The following is a 14109-nucleotide window of genomic DNA, read 5'->3' on the forward strand; positions in this document are numbered from 1 at the left end:
AAAGACACACCATGAAACGCATGCTGGCCCTTGCGGCCGCCTTCACGCTTTCCCTTGCCGCCTTCGGCGTGGCCCAGGCCCAGCCCGTCACGCGCTTCGTCACCGGCAGCTCGCCGGGCGGCGGGCTCGACACCCTCGCCCGCGCGCTCGCCGAGACGATGGCCGGCCCGATGGGCAAGACCATCATCGTCGAGAGCAAGCCCGGCGGCTCGTACAACATCGCCGCCGAATTCGTGGCGCGCGCGCCGGCCGACGGCAACACGGTGCTGCTGACGTTCAACGTCCACCCGATCGCGGGCGCGCTGAACCCCACGCTGAACTACGACCCGGTGAAGGACTTCCGCGCCGTCGGCATGATCGCGACGACGCCCTATGCGCTGGTCGCGAACCCGAAGCTGCCGGGCTCGAACCTGAAGGAGATGATCGCGCTCGCGAAGACGCAGGGCCGCTCGCCGACGTTCGCGTCGGTGGGCGCGGGCACGCCGCAGCACCTGATGCTGGAGCGCCTGAAGCACCAGACCGGCGTCGACATCCGCATGGTCCACTACAAGAGCGCGGCGGGCGCGTTGAACGACGTGATCGCGGGCCACGTCGACTTCTCGCTGCTCACCATCGGCCTGTCGGAGCCGCAGGTGAAGGCGGGCAAGATCAAGGTGATCGCCGTGACGAGCGCGCAGCGCCTGCCGAATTTCCCCGACGCGCCGACGGCGAAGGAAGCGGGTTACGAGGCTTTCGTCACCGACGGCTGGTACGCGATGCTGCTGCCGGCGAAGACGCCGCCCGCGGTCATCAAGCAGTACAACGATGCGCTGAACACGGCGCTGACCACGCCCGCGCTGCGCGAGCGCATCCTGCGCCTGGGCGCCACGCCCGCGCCCGGCAAGCCGGAGGTGCTGGACAAGGTGGTGCGCGATGACGCCGCCATGTGGACGGCCGTCATCAAGCAGCAGGGGATCAAGCCGGAGTGAACGAAGGGGCGACCGCGGTCACCCCTTCGGCGACGAGCCGCCTCAAGTCCTCCTCGCCATACCCCAGCTCGCGCAGCACGTCGGCGCTGTGCTGCCCCACCAGCGGCGGCGGCATGTAGTCAGTGGGCGGGGTGCCGTGCCATTCGCTGGGCACGGCCGTCTCGACCACCTTGCCGATGTGGGGCACCTCTTCCTCGCGGAAGAAGCCGATGTCCTCGAGGTGGCCGTCTTCCAGCAGCGACTCGAAGGTATGCACCGGGAACACCGGCACGTCGGCTTCCTTCAGCAGCGCGCGCCACTCGGCCGTCGTCTTCGTCGCGAGATGCTTCTCGACGAACGCATTGAGTTCGTCCGCATGCTGCGTGCGCGTGGTGATGTTCCTGATCCGCGGATCGTTCGTGTACATCTCGCCCATGCCCAGGATCTCCAGGAACGCCTTCCAGTGGTGGTCCTGGTAGATCACGCAGCATACGTGGGCATCTTTCGTGCGGAACGGCTTGCGCAGCTTCGAGAGGATGCGGGGATAGCCGAACTCGCCCTGCGGCGGCGAATACTTGTGGCCGTAGAGGTGGTCGCCCAGCACATAGGGCACCATCGTCTCGAACATCGGCACATCGACGCGCTGGCCTTTCCCGGTGCGCTCGCGAGCGAACAGCGCGGAGGCGATCACGCCGAAGGCGTAGAGGCCCACCGAGCGGTCCATCATGTTCAGCGGCACGAAGCGCGGCGTGTCGTCGACGCTGGCGGCCATCGCGCTCGGGATCGCGGTCGCGGCCTGGATCAGGTCGTCGAACGCGGCCGAGGGCGCATAGCGGCCGCGCTGCGAGAAGCCGAACATGCCGACGTAGACGAGCCGCGGACTGATCTCGGCCAGCGCCTCGTAGGTGAGCCCGAGGCGCGCCATCGCTGCGGGGCGCACGTTGTACGTGAGCACGTCGGCGTCCTTCGCGAGCTTGAACACGATCTCGCGCGCCTCGGCCTTCTTCAGGTCGAGCACCAGGCTACGCTTGTTACGGTTCAGGCCCAGGAAGATGGGACCCATCTTCTCGTCGCCCATCGGGCCGATCTTGCGCGTGGAGTCGCCGGCGGGCGGCTCGATCTTGACGACATCGGCGCCGAGGTCCGCGAGGAACTGCGTGGCCGACGGTCCCATCAGCACCGCCGTGATGTCGACGATGCGCACGCCGGCCAGAGGGCCGGTGCGCGCGGGCTGCGAAGGCTGCGACGGCTGCGAGGAAGCGCCGCTCATTTGCCGGGCCAGTTCGGCGGACGCTTCTCGTTGAAGGAGGCGAGGCCTTCGCGTGCGTCCTCCGTGAGGATCATCGGCGTGAGCGAGGTTTCGGTGAACGCCATCATCTCGTGGAAGGACATCGACTCCACCGCGCGCATCGAATACTTGCCGCGGCGCATGGCGACGGGCGACACGGCCACGAGGTCGGCCACCAGCGCATCGACCGCCGCGTCGAGTTCGGCGGCGGGCACGACCTTGTTCAGCAGGCCGATGGCATGCGCGGCCTGCGCGTCGATGGGCTTGCCCGTCATGCACATCTCGTTCATGTGGCGCGGCGGGATCAGGTCGCGCAGGATCGTGAGGATCTGCATCGGGAAGATGCCGATCTTGATCTCGGGCATGCCGAACTTCGCGGTGTCGACGGCGATGGCCAGGTCGCACAGGCCGAAGATGCCCATGCCGCCCGCGACGCAGATGCCGTTGATGCGGCCGACGATGGGGATGCGGCACTGATGCACGGCCCGCGCGAGGTCGCCGATGGGGCTGTGCAGGCGCGTCGCGTTGGGCTTGAAGGGCGTGTCGCCCGGCGTGAGGTCGGCGCCGGCGCAGAAGGCCTTGTCGCCCGCGCCGGTGATGACGATCGCGCGCAGGCTCTCGTCGGCATTGGCGGCGGCGATGGCGTCGCGCAGGCCGGTGATGACGGCGTCGGTCAGCGCGTTGCGGCGCTGCGGGCGGTTCATCGTGAGACGCAGGACGGCGCCGTTGCGCTCCTGCAGCAGGTCGCCGTCGGCGAGGGTTGCGGTCTGGACTTCGGGCACGGGTCGCTCCTATGAAAGCGCAAAAGAAAGCCTATAAATAGGACACGATGATATCATCGGCTCCATGGCTACATCCGCGAAATCCAAAGACACGCTGCGCATCGGCGGCGCCTGCGCATTCTGGGGCGACACCAACGCCGGCGTCACGCAGCTCGTGAAGGGCGGCGACTGCGACGTGCTCGTGTTCGACTACCTGGCCGAACTCACGATGTCGCTGCTGCACAAGGCGCGCAGCCGCGACCCCGAGGCGGGCTTCGCGTCCGATTTCGTCACCGCCGTCACGCCGGTTCTGGGCGAGATCGCGAGCAAGGGCATCAAGCTCCTGAGCAATGCCGGCGCGATGAATCCGCAGGCGTGCGCGCGCGCGCTGCGCAAGGCGTGCGACGCGGCCGGCGTATCGCTTCGCATCGCGGTCGTCGAGGGCGACGACCTCATGCCCGTGCGCGAGCAGATCGCCGCGGCGGGCGTGAAGGAAATGTTCAGCGGCCAGCCCCTGCCGCAGAACATGACGAGCATGAACGCGTACCTGGGCGCGATGCCCATCGCGGCGGCGCTCGCGCGCGGCGCGGACGTGGTCATCACCGGCCGCTGCGTCGACAGTGCGCTGTCGCTTGCCGCGCTGGTCCACCGTTTCGGCTGGAAGCCCGACGAGTACGACCGCCTCGCGGCCGGCAGCCTGGTCGGCCACATCCTCGAATGCACCACGCAGACCACGGGCGGCCTGTTCACCGACTGGTGGCGCGTGCCCGGCTGGGACAACATGGGTTTCCCCGTCGCCGAGTGCTCGGCCGACGGCAGCTTCGTCCTGGAGAAGCCGGCCGGCACGGGCGGGCTCATCGCGCCCGAGGTCGTGACGGAGCAGATGCTGTACGAGGTGGGCGACCCCGCCAACTACCTGCTGCCCGACGTGACCTGCGACCTGAGCGCGGTGCGAATGACGCAGGTCGGCGAGAACCGCGTGCGCGTCGAAGGCGCGCGGGGACGTCCTCCGACGGACACGTACAAGGTCAGCTCCACGTGGTCGGACGGCTTCCGGTTGTCCACCACGCTCACCATCGTCGGCGACGACGCCGCGCCCCGCGCCGACCGCGTGGCCGAGGCCCTGCTGTCCCGCACGCGCCGCATGATGGCCGAAGCGGGATTCGCCGACTACAGCGAGACGCACGTCGAAGTGCTGGGCAGCGAGACGCCGTCGTACGGCGCACACCAGTCCGGCGGCACGGGCTCGCGCGAAGTCGTGCTGCGCATCGCCCTGCGCCACACGAACGCGGCCGCGCTCGACATCGCGGCCAAGGAGGTCGCGCCCTTCGGCGTGTCCTCCGCCGCCGGCACGACGGGGTTCAGCGGGCGGCCGAAGGCCGGCCCGGTGTTCCGCCTCTTCTCCTTCGCCTGGCCGAAAGACAAGGTGCCGGTGTCCGTGACGATCGATGGCGAATCGAAGCCCGTGGAGATTCCGCGCGGCGTGCCCATCGCGCAGTCCATCGGCGACGGCCAGCGCTACGGCGCTGCCGCCACGGCCGCCCTGCCCGCCGGTGAGCGCATCACGGTGCCGCTGTCGGCCATCGCGGTCGCGCGCAGCGGCGACAAGGGCGACATCTCCAACATCGCGATCATCGCCCGCGATCCGAAGTTCGTGCCGGTGATCGCGCAGCAATTGCCGACGGACGTCGTGAAGGCGCACTTCCGCCATCTCGTGAAGGGCAAGGTCACGCGCTACGACGTGCCCGGCGTGCATGCCTTCAACTACGTCATGGAGCAGGCGCTCGGCGGCGGCGGCGCGGGGTCCCTGCGCAACGATCCGCTGGGCAAGAGCCTGGGCCAGGTGCTGCTGGCCACGAAGGTCGAGATTCCGGCCGCGTGGCAGTCCGACATCAGCGCCGGGCCGCCGCGGAAGTAATCGATGGGCGCGCGTCCGAAACTCGCTTCCACGCCGCAGCCGCATTTCGTGAGCGGTGCGACGGCGCTCTACGCGCAGCTCGCGAGCGTGCTGCGCAGCCGCGTGCTGTCCGGCGAATGGGCGTACGGCGAGGACATCCCGAGCATCGACGAGCTGTGCGCGAGTTACGGGCTGGGCCGCATCACGGTGCGCCAGGCCTTGCAGATCCTCGCGGAGGAAGGCCTGGTCGCGAGCCAGCGCGGCCGGCGCACCTACGTCACGTATGCCGCGGGCGAAGGCGACGCCAAGCCCCTCTTCTCGTCCATCGCCGCGCTCGACCAGCGCGTGCCGAACTACACGATCCGCATCGTCTCGCGCACGCGCGTGACCGGCCTGCCCGCCAAGCGCTGGCCGGTCGGGACCGACGCGGGGGCGTATCTTCATTTCGTAAAGATCGATCACGACGATGCACAGGCGTATTGCCTGTCGTCGGTGTATATCGCCGAAGACGTCTACAAGCGCTTTCCGAAGGGCGCGGAAAACACCGCCAAGCTCGCGCAGCTCACGGTGAAGTACGCGAACCCGAAACTCGCGTCCGGGCGCGAGCGTCTGACCGTGCTGCCCGCCGACTTCGATGTGTCGCAGGCGCTCGACTATCCCATGGCGGCGCCGGTCGCACGTGCGGAGCGCGTGTTCTGCGATGTGAACGGGCGGGTGGTGTACTACGGCGTGAGCAATTACCGCGGGGACCGTTTCGGGCTGGAGCGGGACATGACGGAGTATTTGCTTGGCGAGAAGCGCGGGTAAGCCCTTAAAGAATTGGCCCCGCCCCCACGCCGATATTGGTTCTTGTGAGCGATCCGCCGCCGGCAAATACTCCGGCGGAGATGAACACCGCCTTCGTCACAAGCGCCCGCCCCGAAGTGGCAGCCCTCCGATCCTCGAAGATCCGGGAGGTCGCGAATGCCGCGCTCGGCCGCCCGGACGTGCTGCCCTTCTGGTTCGGTGAGCCGGACGAGCCGACACCGGAACATGTGCGCCGCGCCGCGTCCGCCGCGCTCGACGCCCGCCAGACCTTCTACGCACAGACGCTGGGCGTGCCGGCGCTGCGCGAGGCCATCGTCGCCTATCTCGCGAAACTGCACGGCGCGATGACCATCGACTCCGTGGCCGTCACCAGCTCCGGCACCGCCGCGCTCATGCATGCGGTACAGGCCCTCGTCGGCCCCGGTGACCGCGTCGTCGCCGTGACGCCGCTCTGGCCCAATCTCGTGGAGATGCCGAAGGTGCTGGGCGCGAGCGTCGTCACCGTGCCCCTCGCCTTCGCACCGGGCGGCTGGCAGCTCGACTTGCAGCGGCTACTCGACGCGTTGACGCCGGCCACGCGCGTGCTGCTGCTGAACGCACCCAACAACCCCACCGGCTGGACGCTCTCCCGCGCGCAGCAGCGCGAGATCCTCGCGCACTGCCGCGAGCGGGGCATCTGGATCGTCAGCGACGACGTCTACCAGCGCATTCATTACGACGGCGCGTGCGCGCCGTCCTTCCTCGACATCGCGGCGCCGGACGATCGCGTGATCAGCTGCAACTCCTTCTCGAAGGCCTGGCTGATGACGGGCTGGCGCCTCGGCTGGATCGTGGTGCCGCCCGCCCTGCTGCCCGAGATCGGCAAGCTCATCGAATACAGCACCACCTGCGCGCCGCCCTTCATCCAGGCGGCGGGCATCGCCGCGCTGCAGCGCGGCGAGGAGACGATCGATCGCACCGTGGGTCACCTGCGCGTGTCGCGCGACCACCTGCAGGCGCGGCTCGCCACGGTCCCCGGCGTGGAGCTGGCCGAGCCCTCCCCCGGCGCGATGTACACCTTCTTTCGCCTGCGCGGCCTCGCGGACAGCCTCGCCTACTGCCGGGCGCTCGTCGAGGAAAGCGGCCTCGGTCTCGCGCCCGGCATCGCGTTCGGCCCCGATGGCGAAGGCTACCTGCGCTGGTGCTACGCGAGCAGCACGGCGCGCCTCGACGAGGGCGTGCGCCGGCTCGTGCGCCACATCGAAACGCGCCCGCGGGCGCACTGAGGACCCCGCAAATGGACACCGAATCGATCGCCGACGCGCTCTGGCAGGCCCTGCAGGAAGGCCGGCACATGCCGGCCGAATGGGCGGGCCGCTTCGCCCTCGACCAGGCCTACGCCGTGCAGCTCGCCCTGCTGCGCCGCCGCATCGCCGCGGGCGAGCGCCAGGCCGGCTGGAAGGTCGGCCTCACCGCGGAGTCGATGCGCGTGCAGCAGCAGGTGCATGAGCCGTGCTTCGGCTACCTGCTGGAAAGCGGCCGCCACCCAAGCGGACGCCGCTACGCATTCGACTCGCTGATCGCGCCGGGCTTCGAGAACGAGCTGTGCCTGACCCTGGGCAAGACCCTGCGCGGCCCCGGCGTGACGCTGGCCGATGCGCAAGGCGCCGTGACGCACGCGGCGCCGGCGCTCGAGATCGTCGAAGTGCGCGGCCCCTTTGCCGGCAACCTCGCGCTCGCCATGGCCGACAACGCGCAACAGAAGGCGTTCGTCACCGGCGAAGAGATCCTGCTCACGTCCGCCAACCGCGACCTGGCGCAGGCGAGTGTCCGGGTCGAGATCGACGGCGAACTCGTCGAGGAGGCGAGCGGCGCCGCCGTGATGGGCGGCGGCGGGATGCTCTCGATCGCGTGGCTCGCCAACAAGCTCGCGGAATACGACCTCGCGCTGGAGGCCGGCATGCGCGTCATGGCCGGCTCCTTCACGCGCCAGTACTCGGCGCGCCCCGGCATGTCGGTGCGCTCCACCTTCGCACCGTTCGGTGCGGTCGCCGTCGACTTCGACTGAGAGGACGCGCACATGGACCTCGGACTCCAGGGACGAACGGCGCTCGTCTGCGCTTCGAGCAAGGGCCTCGGCTACGCATGCGCGTACGCGCTGGCGCAGGAAGGCGTGGCGGTGACGCTGGTCGCGCGCGGCGCGCAGGCGCTGGACGACGCGGCGGCCTCCATCGCCGCCGAGACCGGCGCCAGCGTTCGCAAGGTCGCGGCCGACATTTCGACCGAGGAAGGCCGCAGGCGCGTGCTCGCCGCCTGCCCCGCACCGGACATCCTCGTCAACAACGCGGGCGGACCGAAGCCCGGGGACTTTCGCGACTGGCGGCGCGACGACTGGCTCGCGGCGCTCGACGCGAACATGCTCGCGCCCATCGAGATGATCCGCGCGACCGTCGACGGCATGATGGAACGCGGCTTCGGGCGCATCGTCAACGTCACGTCGTCGGCCGTGAAGGCGCCCATCGACATCCTGGGCCTGTCGAACGGCGCGCGCAGCGGCCTGACCGGCTTCGTCGCGGGCGTGGCGCGCACCACCGCGCGGCGCAACGTGACGATCAACAACCTGCTGCCCGGCCCGTTCGCCACCGACCGCCTGGCGGCGACGCTGCGTGCGGAAGCCGCGATGCGCGGCTGCACGTACGAGGACGTGGTCGCGCAATGGACCGCACGCAACCCGGCCGGGCGCTTCGGCGACCCGATGGAATTCGGCCGCACCTGCGCCTTCCTCTGCAGCGCGCATGCGGGCTACCTGAATGCGCAGAACGTGCTGCTCGACGGCGGCGCGTTCCCCGGCACCTTCTGAGGACGCGAGCATGGCGAACGGAACCCGGGAGATCGTCGCGGCCGACGGCATCCGCAAGAGCTTCGGCGCGGTCGAGGTGTTGCGCGGCGTCGGCCTGCGGGCGCGCGAGCACGACGTGGTGACGCTGATCGGCGCGAGCGGTTCGGGCAAGAGCACGTTCCTGCGCTGCCTGAACCTGCTCGAGGTGCCCGACGCAGGGACGATCGCCATCGACGGCGAGGCGATCGCGATGAAGGACGCCGGAGCGGGGCGCCGCGTGCCCGCCAGCCAGAAGCAGGTGATGCGGATGCGCGCCGGCGTGGGCATGGTGTTCCAGAGCTTCAACCTCTGGAGCCACATGACCGTGCTGGACAACGTCATCACCCCGCCCATGAAGGTGCTGGGCGTCGGCCGGGCCGAGGCCGTCGAGCGCGGCCAGGCGCTGCTGGCGAAGGTGGGCCTGCACGACCGCATGCACTACTACCCGGCGCAGATTTCCGGCGGCCAGCAGCAGCGCTGCGCGATCGCGCGCGCGCTCGCCATGGAGCCGAAGCTGCTTCTGTTCGACGAGCCGACCTCCGCCCTCGACCCCGAGCTGGTGGGCGAAGTGCTCAAGGTGATCCGCCTGCTCGCCGAGGAGGGCCGCACCATGGTGCTCGTCACCCACGAAATGGCATTCGCGCGCGAGGTGTCGAGCGAAGTGCTGTTCCTGCACCAGGGCCGGATCGACGAGCAGGGCGCGCCCTCGCGCCTGTTCGCCGATCCGCAGTCCGAACGCTGCCGCAAGTTCATCGAAAGCGTCCTGTAGCCCACGCGGCCCAGAACCACCATCCACCCAGGAGACCGAACCATGAAGAAAACGCTGCTGATTGCCCTGCTGGCCCTGAGCTCGCTCACCGCCGCCGCGCGCGAAGTGAAAGTGGGGGTGCAATGCACCTACCCGCCCTACAACTTCAAGGACCCGTCGGGCACGCTGAAGGGCTTCGAAGTCGACATCGCGCGCGAGCTGGGCAAGCGCATGAAGACCGACGTCGCCTTCGTCTGCATGGCCTTCGACGGCCTCATCCCGGCGCTGCTGTCGAAGAAGATCGACGTGATCGCCTCCAGCCTGTCGATCACCGAGACGCGCCGCAAGAGCATCGACTTCTCGGTGCCGTACCGCGCCTCCACGGCGCGCTTCGTCGGCCGCAAGGGCGGCGGCGTGCAGCCCTTCAAGCCCGACGGCACGCCCAACCCCGCGGCACTGAAAGGCAAGGTGGTCGGCGTGCAGCGCGCCACCACGAACGACAGCTACCTGGCGGGCGAATTCCCGGGGGTGGAGATCAACCGCTACGACTCCGCCGAGAACCTGCTGCTCGACCTCGTTGCGCAGCGCATCGACGTCGCGCTCGTGGGCCCGGTGAAGGTGGAGATGGATTTCCTGAGCAAGCCCGAGGGCCGGAATTTCGAATTCGTCGGCCCCGAACTGGAGTCACGCAAGTATTTCGGCGATGGCGTCGGCGTCGGCGTGCGCAAGGAAGACCAGGCGCTGCTGGGCGAGGTCAATTCGGCGCTCAAGGGCATGTTCGCCGACGGCACCTACAAGTCGATCAACCAGAGGTACTGGAGCTTCAGCGTCCTGCCGGCCGTCTGGAAGTGATGGCGCGGCTGCCGCACCGACCGAGGTAGACCATGGATCCGTTCGCAGGCTGGGGCCCCACCATCGCGCGGGGCGCGTGGATGACGGTGGAAGTCGCGCTGGTGTCGGCCGTGTTCGGGAACATCGTCGGCCTGATCGGCGCGGCGGCGAGCCTTTCGCCGCTGCGCGCCGTGCGCATCGTCGCCGATGCCTACATCACTGCCATCCGCGGGCTGCCGCAGCTGCTGCTGATCCTGCTCGTGTACTTCGGCAGCACCGTCGCGCTCACGAAGCTGGTCTCGCTCGCGATGCCCGGGGCCGGCACGGTGTCGGTGCCGCCCTATGCCGCCGGCGTGTTCGCGCTGTCGCTGATCTTCGGCGGCTATGCGGCGGAGGTCTACCGCGGCGCGCTGCTCGCGATTCCGAAGGGGCAGGTCGAAGCCGCCGTCGCCTTCGGCATGAGCCGCGCGCAGGTGTTCGCCGCCGTCAAGTTGCCGCAGATGATGCGCTTCGCGCTGCCGGGGCTGGGCAACATCTGGATCTCAACGCTGAAGGACACGTCGCTGATCTCCATCGTCGGCCTGAGCGAGCTCATGAAGGCATCGGAGCTCGCCACGAGCGACACGCGCCGCGCGCTCTTCTTCTACTGCACCGCGGGCGCGGTCTACCTCGTGCTCACGCTGCTCAGCTCGGTGGTGCTGCACGCCCTCGAACAGCGCGCGGCGCGCAGCGAACGGAGGGCCTGACGCATGGACTGGCAACTCATGCTCGACAGCCTGCCCCTGCTCTGGCAGGGCACGCTGCTCACGGCGGAGCTCTTCGCGATCTCGGTCCTCGCCGCCACCCTCGTGGCGGTGCCGCTGGCCATCGCGCGCGTGCAGCCGCAGCGCTGGCTGCGCTGGCCCATCGAGGCGTTCTCGCAGGTGTTCCGCGGCACGCCGCTGCTCGTGCAGATCTTCATCGTGTACTACGGCCTCGCGCAGATCGAGGCCGTGCGCGAGAGCTGGGCATGGCCGTACCTGCGCAAGCCCTACTGGTGCGCGCTCATCACGCTGACGCTCAATACCGCGGCCTACCTGGTGCACATCCTGCGCGGCGCCATCGAGGCCGTGCCGCGCGGCGAGGTCGAGGCGGCCCAGGCCTTCGGTTTCACGTTCCGCAGCCTCTACCTGAGCGTCATCCTGCCGCGCGCGGTGCTGCTCGCCCTGCCCTCGTACGGCAACGAGCTGATCAAGAGCGTGAAGCGCACGTCGCTCGCCAGCACGATCACGCTCGCGGAACTCACGGGCGTGGCGAACACGCTCGTGTCGCGCACGTTCGCGCCGTACGAGATCTTCCTCGTGGCGGGCGCGATCTACCTCGTGTTCGCCTTCGCCGCCAACCACCTCGTTCGGCTGCTGGAGCGGCGCATGTCGCGCCACATGGGCGCCGTGCCCGCGCCCGCGCTCCGCCCGATCGGCCCCGACTAGAACCACCCGCCATGCCATCCTGTCCCGACCCCGGCTTCCTCGACGAAGCCCTCGCCTTCGCCGAAGGCCTCGCCAACGCGAGCGGCGCGATCCTGCGCGAGAACCTGCACACGCGCCGCGGCTTCGCCACGAAAGAGGACGACAGCCCCGTCACCGACATCGACAAGCACATCGAGGAAACGCTGCGCACGCTGATCCGCCACCGCTACCCCGGGCACGGCATCCTGGGCGAGGAGTTCGACGGCAAGGACCTCGACGCGGAGTACGTGTGGGTGCTCGACCCCATCGACGGCACCAAGGCGTTCATCACCGGCATCCCCATCTACGGCACGCTGATCGCGCTGGCCCGCCGGGGCACGCCGATCCTGGGCATCATCGATCACCCGGTGACGAACGACCGCTGGGTCGGCGCGCAGGGACGCGCCTCCACCTTCAACGGCAAGCCGATCCGCGCGCGCCAGTGCGGCGCGCTCGCCGATGCCCTGCTCTCCTGCAGCAATCCGGAGCCGTTCGGCCCCGGCGAGCGCGCGGCCTTCGAGGTCCTGCGGACCTCCACCAAGTGGTGCGTCTATGGCTCGAGCTGCTACGCCTACGGCTGCGTCGCCAGCGGCTCCATCGACATCGCCATCGACTGCGGCCGCCACCGCGAGGTGGACTATTGCGCGCTCGTCCCCGTGATCGAGGGCGCGGGCGGCGTCATCACCGACTGGGAGGGACGCCCGCTCACGATCCACTCGGGCAACCGGCTGGTTGCGGCCGGCAACCCCGAGCGGCATGCCGAGGCGCTGCGCATCCTGGCCGCAGCCTAGAATCATTCACCCGACCGGGCGCCGCCCGGCGCCGTCGCGGCCCCTCCTTCAATGGCGCGGACGTTCAACTATCCGACCTGGAGCGCGCTGACCCTCGACCGGCAGTGCGACACCCCGCTGCACGGCCAGGTGTTCGACCAGCTGCGCGCGGCCATCGTCGAAGGCCGGCTGGCCAAGGGCGCGCGCCTGCCGCCGAGCCGGCAGCTCGCGCAGGAATTGCAGGTCTCGCGCAACACCGTGATCCTCGTCTACGAACGCCTGCTGGCCGAAGGCTACGTCACCGGCCGCGTCGGCGCGGGGACGTTCGTGGCCGCCGTCGTGCCGGAGGATCGGCATCCGCGCAGGGCGCCCGTGGACGACGGACCGGATGCGCCCGCCGCGACGCACGCCTGCGTCGCGACGCAGGGTCTGTCGCGGCGCGCGCGTTCCCTGCTGGACTTGCGCCTGCCCTCCGAACGCAACGGGGGGTTCGACCTGAGTCCGACGGTCCCGGCGCTCGACCAGTTGCCCTTCGAGCAATTCGCCCGGGTCGCGGCGCAGTACTGGCGGTCGGAGCCGGCCGCGGACCTCGGGTACGGCGGGCTGCTCGGCCTGCCGGAATTGCGCGCCCAGATCGCCGGGTATCTCGGGGAGGCGCACGGCGTGACCTGCCACGCCGCGCAGGTGATGGTGGTCAGCGGCACGACGCAGGGCTTCATGCTCGCGGGCCACGTGCTCGCCGACCCCGGCGACCGTGCGCTGGTGGAGGACCCCGGCTACATCACGCGCGTCGCGGCGCTGGCCGGCGGCGGCGTGGCGCTGGTGCCCGTCCCCATCGACCTTCAGGGCCTGGACAGCGCGACGTTCGCCGCCTACGGCAAGGCGAAGCTGGTGGTGGTGTCGCCGACCAACCAGTTCCCGCTGGGCAGCACCATGCCGCTGGAGCGGCGGCTGTCGCTGCTGCGCTGGGCGGAGGAGAACGATGCGTACGTGATCGAGTACGACTTCAACAACGCATTCCACTTCAGCGGCCGGCCGCTGCCGCCACTCGCGGCGCTGGACCGCGGCGGGCGCGTGATCTACATCGGCAACTTCAACCGTTCCATTTCGCCGGCGTTCAGCCTCGCGTACATCGTCATGCCGCCGGCCCTGACGGATGCCTTCACCCGCGCGCATGAGGTCTTCTCATTCCACGCGTCCGTGCCGACGCAGGGCGTCGTCGCCGACTTCATGAAGAGCGGGCAACTTGCCGCGCACATCCGGAGGATGGGCAGCCGCTACCGGGAGCGGGCGAACCTCATCGTCCACTGCCTGCAGACGCTGTGCGGCGATCTGTTCTCGCTGTCGGACGCGACTGCCGGGCTGCACATCGCTGCGATCGCCAAGACTCCGCTGGACGATGCGGCGATCTCCCGGCGGTTGCTGGAACATGCGATCGACGTGCCGGCGCTCTCGGCGTACTGCATGGGCGAAGCCGTTCGCACCGGCTTCGTCTTCGGATTCGGTAACACCGCGGCGGAGCGGATCGGCGGGGCGCTGGGGGTATTCGCGCAGCAGGTGCGCGGCGGGGGTTTCGAGCGGGCAAATGACTAGGAGTGTGGGCGGCAGAAGGGTAGCCCGCGCCCTTCTCCACAGATTCTGAAGCTGTGGCGTTGAATGCGGTGGCGCACCCCGGACCGGGACGGGGGCGGCCCCTTCCGCGAATGTCCCCCGTCG

14 protein-coding genes are annotated in these 14109 nt (G+C 69.6%); 12 read left to right on the top strand and 2 right to left on the bottom strand.

Features of this window, described 5'->3' with window-relative positions:
- The first annotated feature begins 11 nt into the window (after positions 1 to 11).
- On the top strand, positions 12 to 968 hold the full coding sequence (locus tag AB7E83_RS05295) for a Bug family tripartite tricarboxylate transporter substrate binding protein (protein WP_428566103.1): 957 nt from the start codon (positions 12 to 14) through the stop codon (positions 966 to 968).
- Here the strand turns inward: AB7E83_RS05295 and AB7E83_RS05300 are convergent.
- Both AB7E83_RS05300 and AB7E83_RS05305 read right to left on the bottom strand, forming a co-directional pair.
- Positions 955 to 2217 (bottom strand): CaiB/BaiF CoA transferase family protein, encoded by a 1263-nt coding sequence (locus AB7E83_RS05300; protein WP_428566105.1) that lies wholly within the window; start codon positions 2215 to 2217, stop codon positions 955 to 957. The two genes, AB7E83_RS05295 and AB7E83_RS05300, sit on opposite strands and share 14 nt — an antisense overlap.
- Positions 2214 to 3017 carry an enoyl-CoA hydratase-related protein gene (locus tag AB7E83_RS05305; protein ID WP_428566108.1) on the bottom strand — a complete coding sequence of 268 codons (804 nt, stop codon included), beginning with the start codon at positions 3015 to 3017 and terminating at the stop codon, positions 2214 to 2216. The genes AB7E83_RS05300 and AB7E83_RS05305 overlap by 4 nt, the downstream gene beginning before the upstream one ends.
- A 64-nt stretch (positions 3018 to 3081) precedes the next feature.
- Between AB7E83_RS05305 and AB7E83_RS05310 the strand changes: the two genes are divergently transcribed.
- The 11 genes from AB7E83_RS05310 to AB7E83_RS05360 all read left to right on the top strand — a co-directional run bounded on the left by AB7E83_RS05310 (position 3082) and on the right by AB7E83_RS05360 (position 13986).
- Positions 3082 to 4914 (top strand): acyclic terpene utilization AtuA family protein, encoded by a 1833-nt coding sequence (locus tag AB7E83_RS05310; protein WP_428566111.1) that lies wholly within the window; start codon positions 3082 to 3084, stop codon positions 4912 to 4914.
- 3 nt (positions 4915 to 4917) lie between these two features.
- Positions 4918 to 5700, top strand: coding sequence for a GntR family transcriptional regulator (locus AB7E83_RS05315; protein ID WP_428566113.1), 783 nt, complete (start codon positions 4918 to 4920; stop codon positions 5698 to 5700).
- Positions 5701 to 5780: 80 nt separating this feature from the next.
- Complete coding sequence (locus AB7E83_RS05320) at positions 5781 to 6965, top strand: pyridoxal phosphate-dependent aminotransferase (protein ID WP_428566115.1); 1185 nt, start codon at positions 5781 to 5783, stop codon at positions 6963 to 6965.
- 11 nt (positions 6966 to 6976) lie between these two features.
- Entirely contained in the window at positions 6977 to 7747 is a 771-nt protein-coding gene (locus AB7E83_RS05325) for a 2-keto-4-pentenoate hydratase (RefSeq protein WP_428566118.1), read from the top strand.
- 12 nt (positions 7748 to 7759) lie between these two features.
- Positions 7760 to 8539, top strand: a complete 780-nt coding sequence (locus AB7E83_RS05330; protein ID WP_428566120.1) for an SDR family oxidoreductase — start codon at positions 7760 to 7762, stop codon at positions 8537 to 8539.
- Positions 8540 to 8549: 10 nt separating this feature from the next.
- Positions 8550 to 9326, top strand: a complete 777-nt coding sequence (locus AB7E83_RS05335) for an ABC transporter ATP-binding protein (protein ID WP_428566123.1) — start codon at positions 8550 to 8552, stop codon at positions 9324 to 9326.
- A gap of 42 nt (positions 9327 to 9368) precedes the next feature.
- Positions 9369 to 10157, top strand: coding sequence for a transporter substrate-binding domain-containing protein (locus AB7E83_RS05340; RefSeq protein WP_428566125.1), 789 nt, complete (start codon positions 9369 to 9371; stop codon positions 10155 to 10157).
- Between the two features lie 32 nt (positions 10158 to 10189).
- Entirely contained in the window at positions 10190 to 10882 is a 693-nt protein-coding gene (locus AB7E83_RS05345; RefSeq protein ID WP_428566128.1) for an ABC transporter permease, read from the top strand.
- A gap of 3 nt (positions 10883 to 10885) precedes the next feature.
- A complete protein-coding gene (locus AB7E83_RS05350) occupies positions 10886 to 11605 on the top strand; it encodes an ABC transporter permease (RefSeq protein WP_428566130.1) in 720 nt (239 codons plus the stop codon).
- Between the two features lie 11 nt (positions 11606 to 11616).
- On the top strand, positions 11617 to 12414 hold the full coding sequence (locus AB7E83_RS05355; protein WP_428566133.1) for an inositol monophosphatase family protein: 798 nt from the start codon (positions 11617 to 11619) through the stop codon (positions 12412 to 12414).
- A gap of 51 nt (positions 12415 to 12465) precedes the next feature.
- Entirely contained in the window at positions 12466 to 13986 is a 1521-nt protein-coding gene (locus AB7E83_RS05360) for a PLP-dependent aminotransferase family protein (RefSeq protein WP_428566136.1), read from the top strand.
- Positions 13987 to 14109: the final 123 nt, after the last annotated feature.

The organism is Ramlibacter sp. (assembly GCF_050250995.1).
Classification (GTDB): Bacteria; Pseudomonadota; Gammaproteobacteria; order Burkholderiales; family Burkholderiaceae_C; genus Ramlibacter.

Coding starts and splice junctions, on each gene's coding strand:
- AB7E83_RS05295 (WP_428566103.1), top strand. CDS start 12: ATGAAACGCATGCTGGCCCTTGCGGCCGCCTTCACGCTTTCCCTTGCC.
- AB7E83_RS05300 (WP_428566105.1), bottom strand. CDS start 2,217: ATGAGCGGCGCTTCCTCGCAGCCGTCGCAGCCTTCGCAGCCCGCGCGC.
- AB7E83_RS05310 (WP_428566111.1), top strand. CDS start 3,082: ATGGCTACATCCGCGAAATCCAAAGACACGCTGCGCATCGGCGGCGCC.
- AB7E83_RS05315 (WP_428566113.1), top strand. CDS start 4,918: ATGGGCGCGCGTCCGAAACTCGCTTCCACGCCGCAGCCGCATTTCGTG.
- AB7E83_RS05320 (WP_428566115.1), top strand. CDS start 5,781: ATGAACACCGCCTTCGTCACAAGCGCCCGCCCCGAAGTGGCAGCCCTC.
- AB7E83_RS05325 (WP_428566118.1), top strand. CDS start 6,977: ATGGACACCGAATCGATCGCCGACGCGCTCTGGCAGGCCCTGCAGGAA.
- AB7E83_RS05330 (WP_428566120.1), top strand. CDS start 7,760: ATGGACCTCGGACTCCAGGGACGAACGGCGCTCGTCTGCGCTTCGAGC.
- AB7E83_RS05335 (WP_428566123.1), top strand. CDS start 8,550: ATGGCGAACGGAACCCGGGAGATCGTCGCGGCCGACGGCATCCGCAAG.
- AB7E83_RS05340 (WP_428566125.1), top strand. CDS start 9,369: ATGAAGAAAACGCTGCTGATTGCCCTGCTGGCCCTGAGCTCGCTCACC.
- AB7E83_RS05345 (WP_428566128.1), top strand. CDS start 10,190: ATGGATCCGTTCGCAGGCTGGGGCCCCACCATCGCGCGGGGCGCGTGG.
- AB7E83_RS05350 (WP_428566130.1), top strand. CDS start 10,886: ATGGACTGGCAACTCATGCTCGACAGCCTGCCCCTGCTCTGGCAGGGC.
- AB7E83_RS05355 (WP_428566133.1), top strand. CDS start 11,617: ATGCCATCCTGTCCCGACCCCGGCTTCCTCGACGAAGCCCTCGCCTTC.
- AB7E83_RS05360 (WP_428566136.1), top strand. CDS start 12,466: ATGGCGCGGACGTTCAACTATCCGACCTGGAGCGCGCTGACCCTCGAC.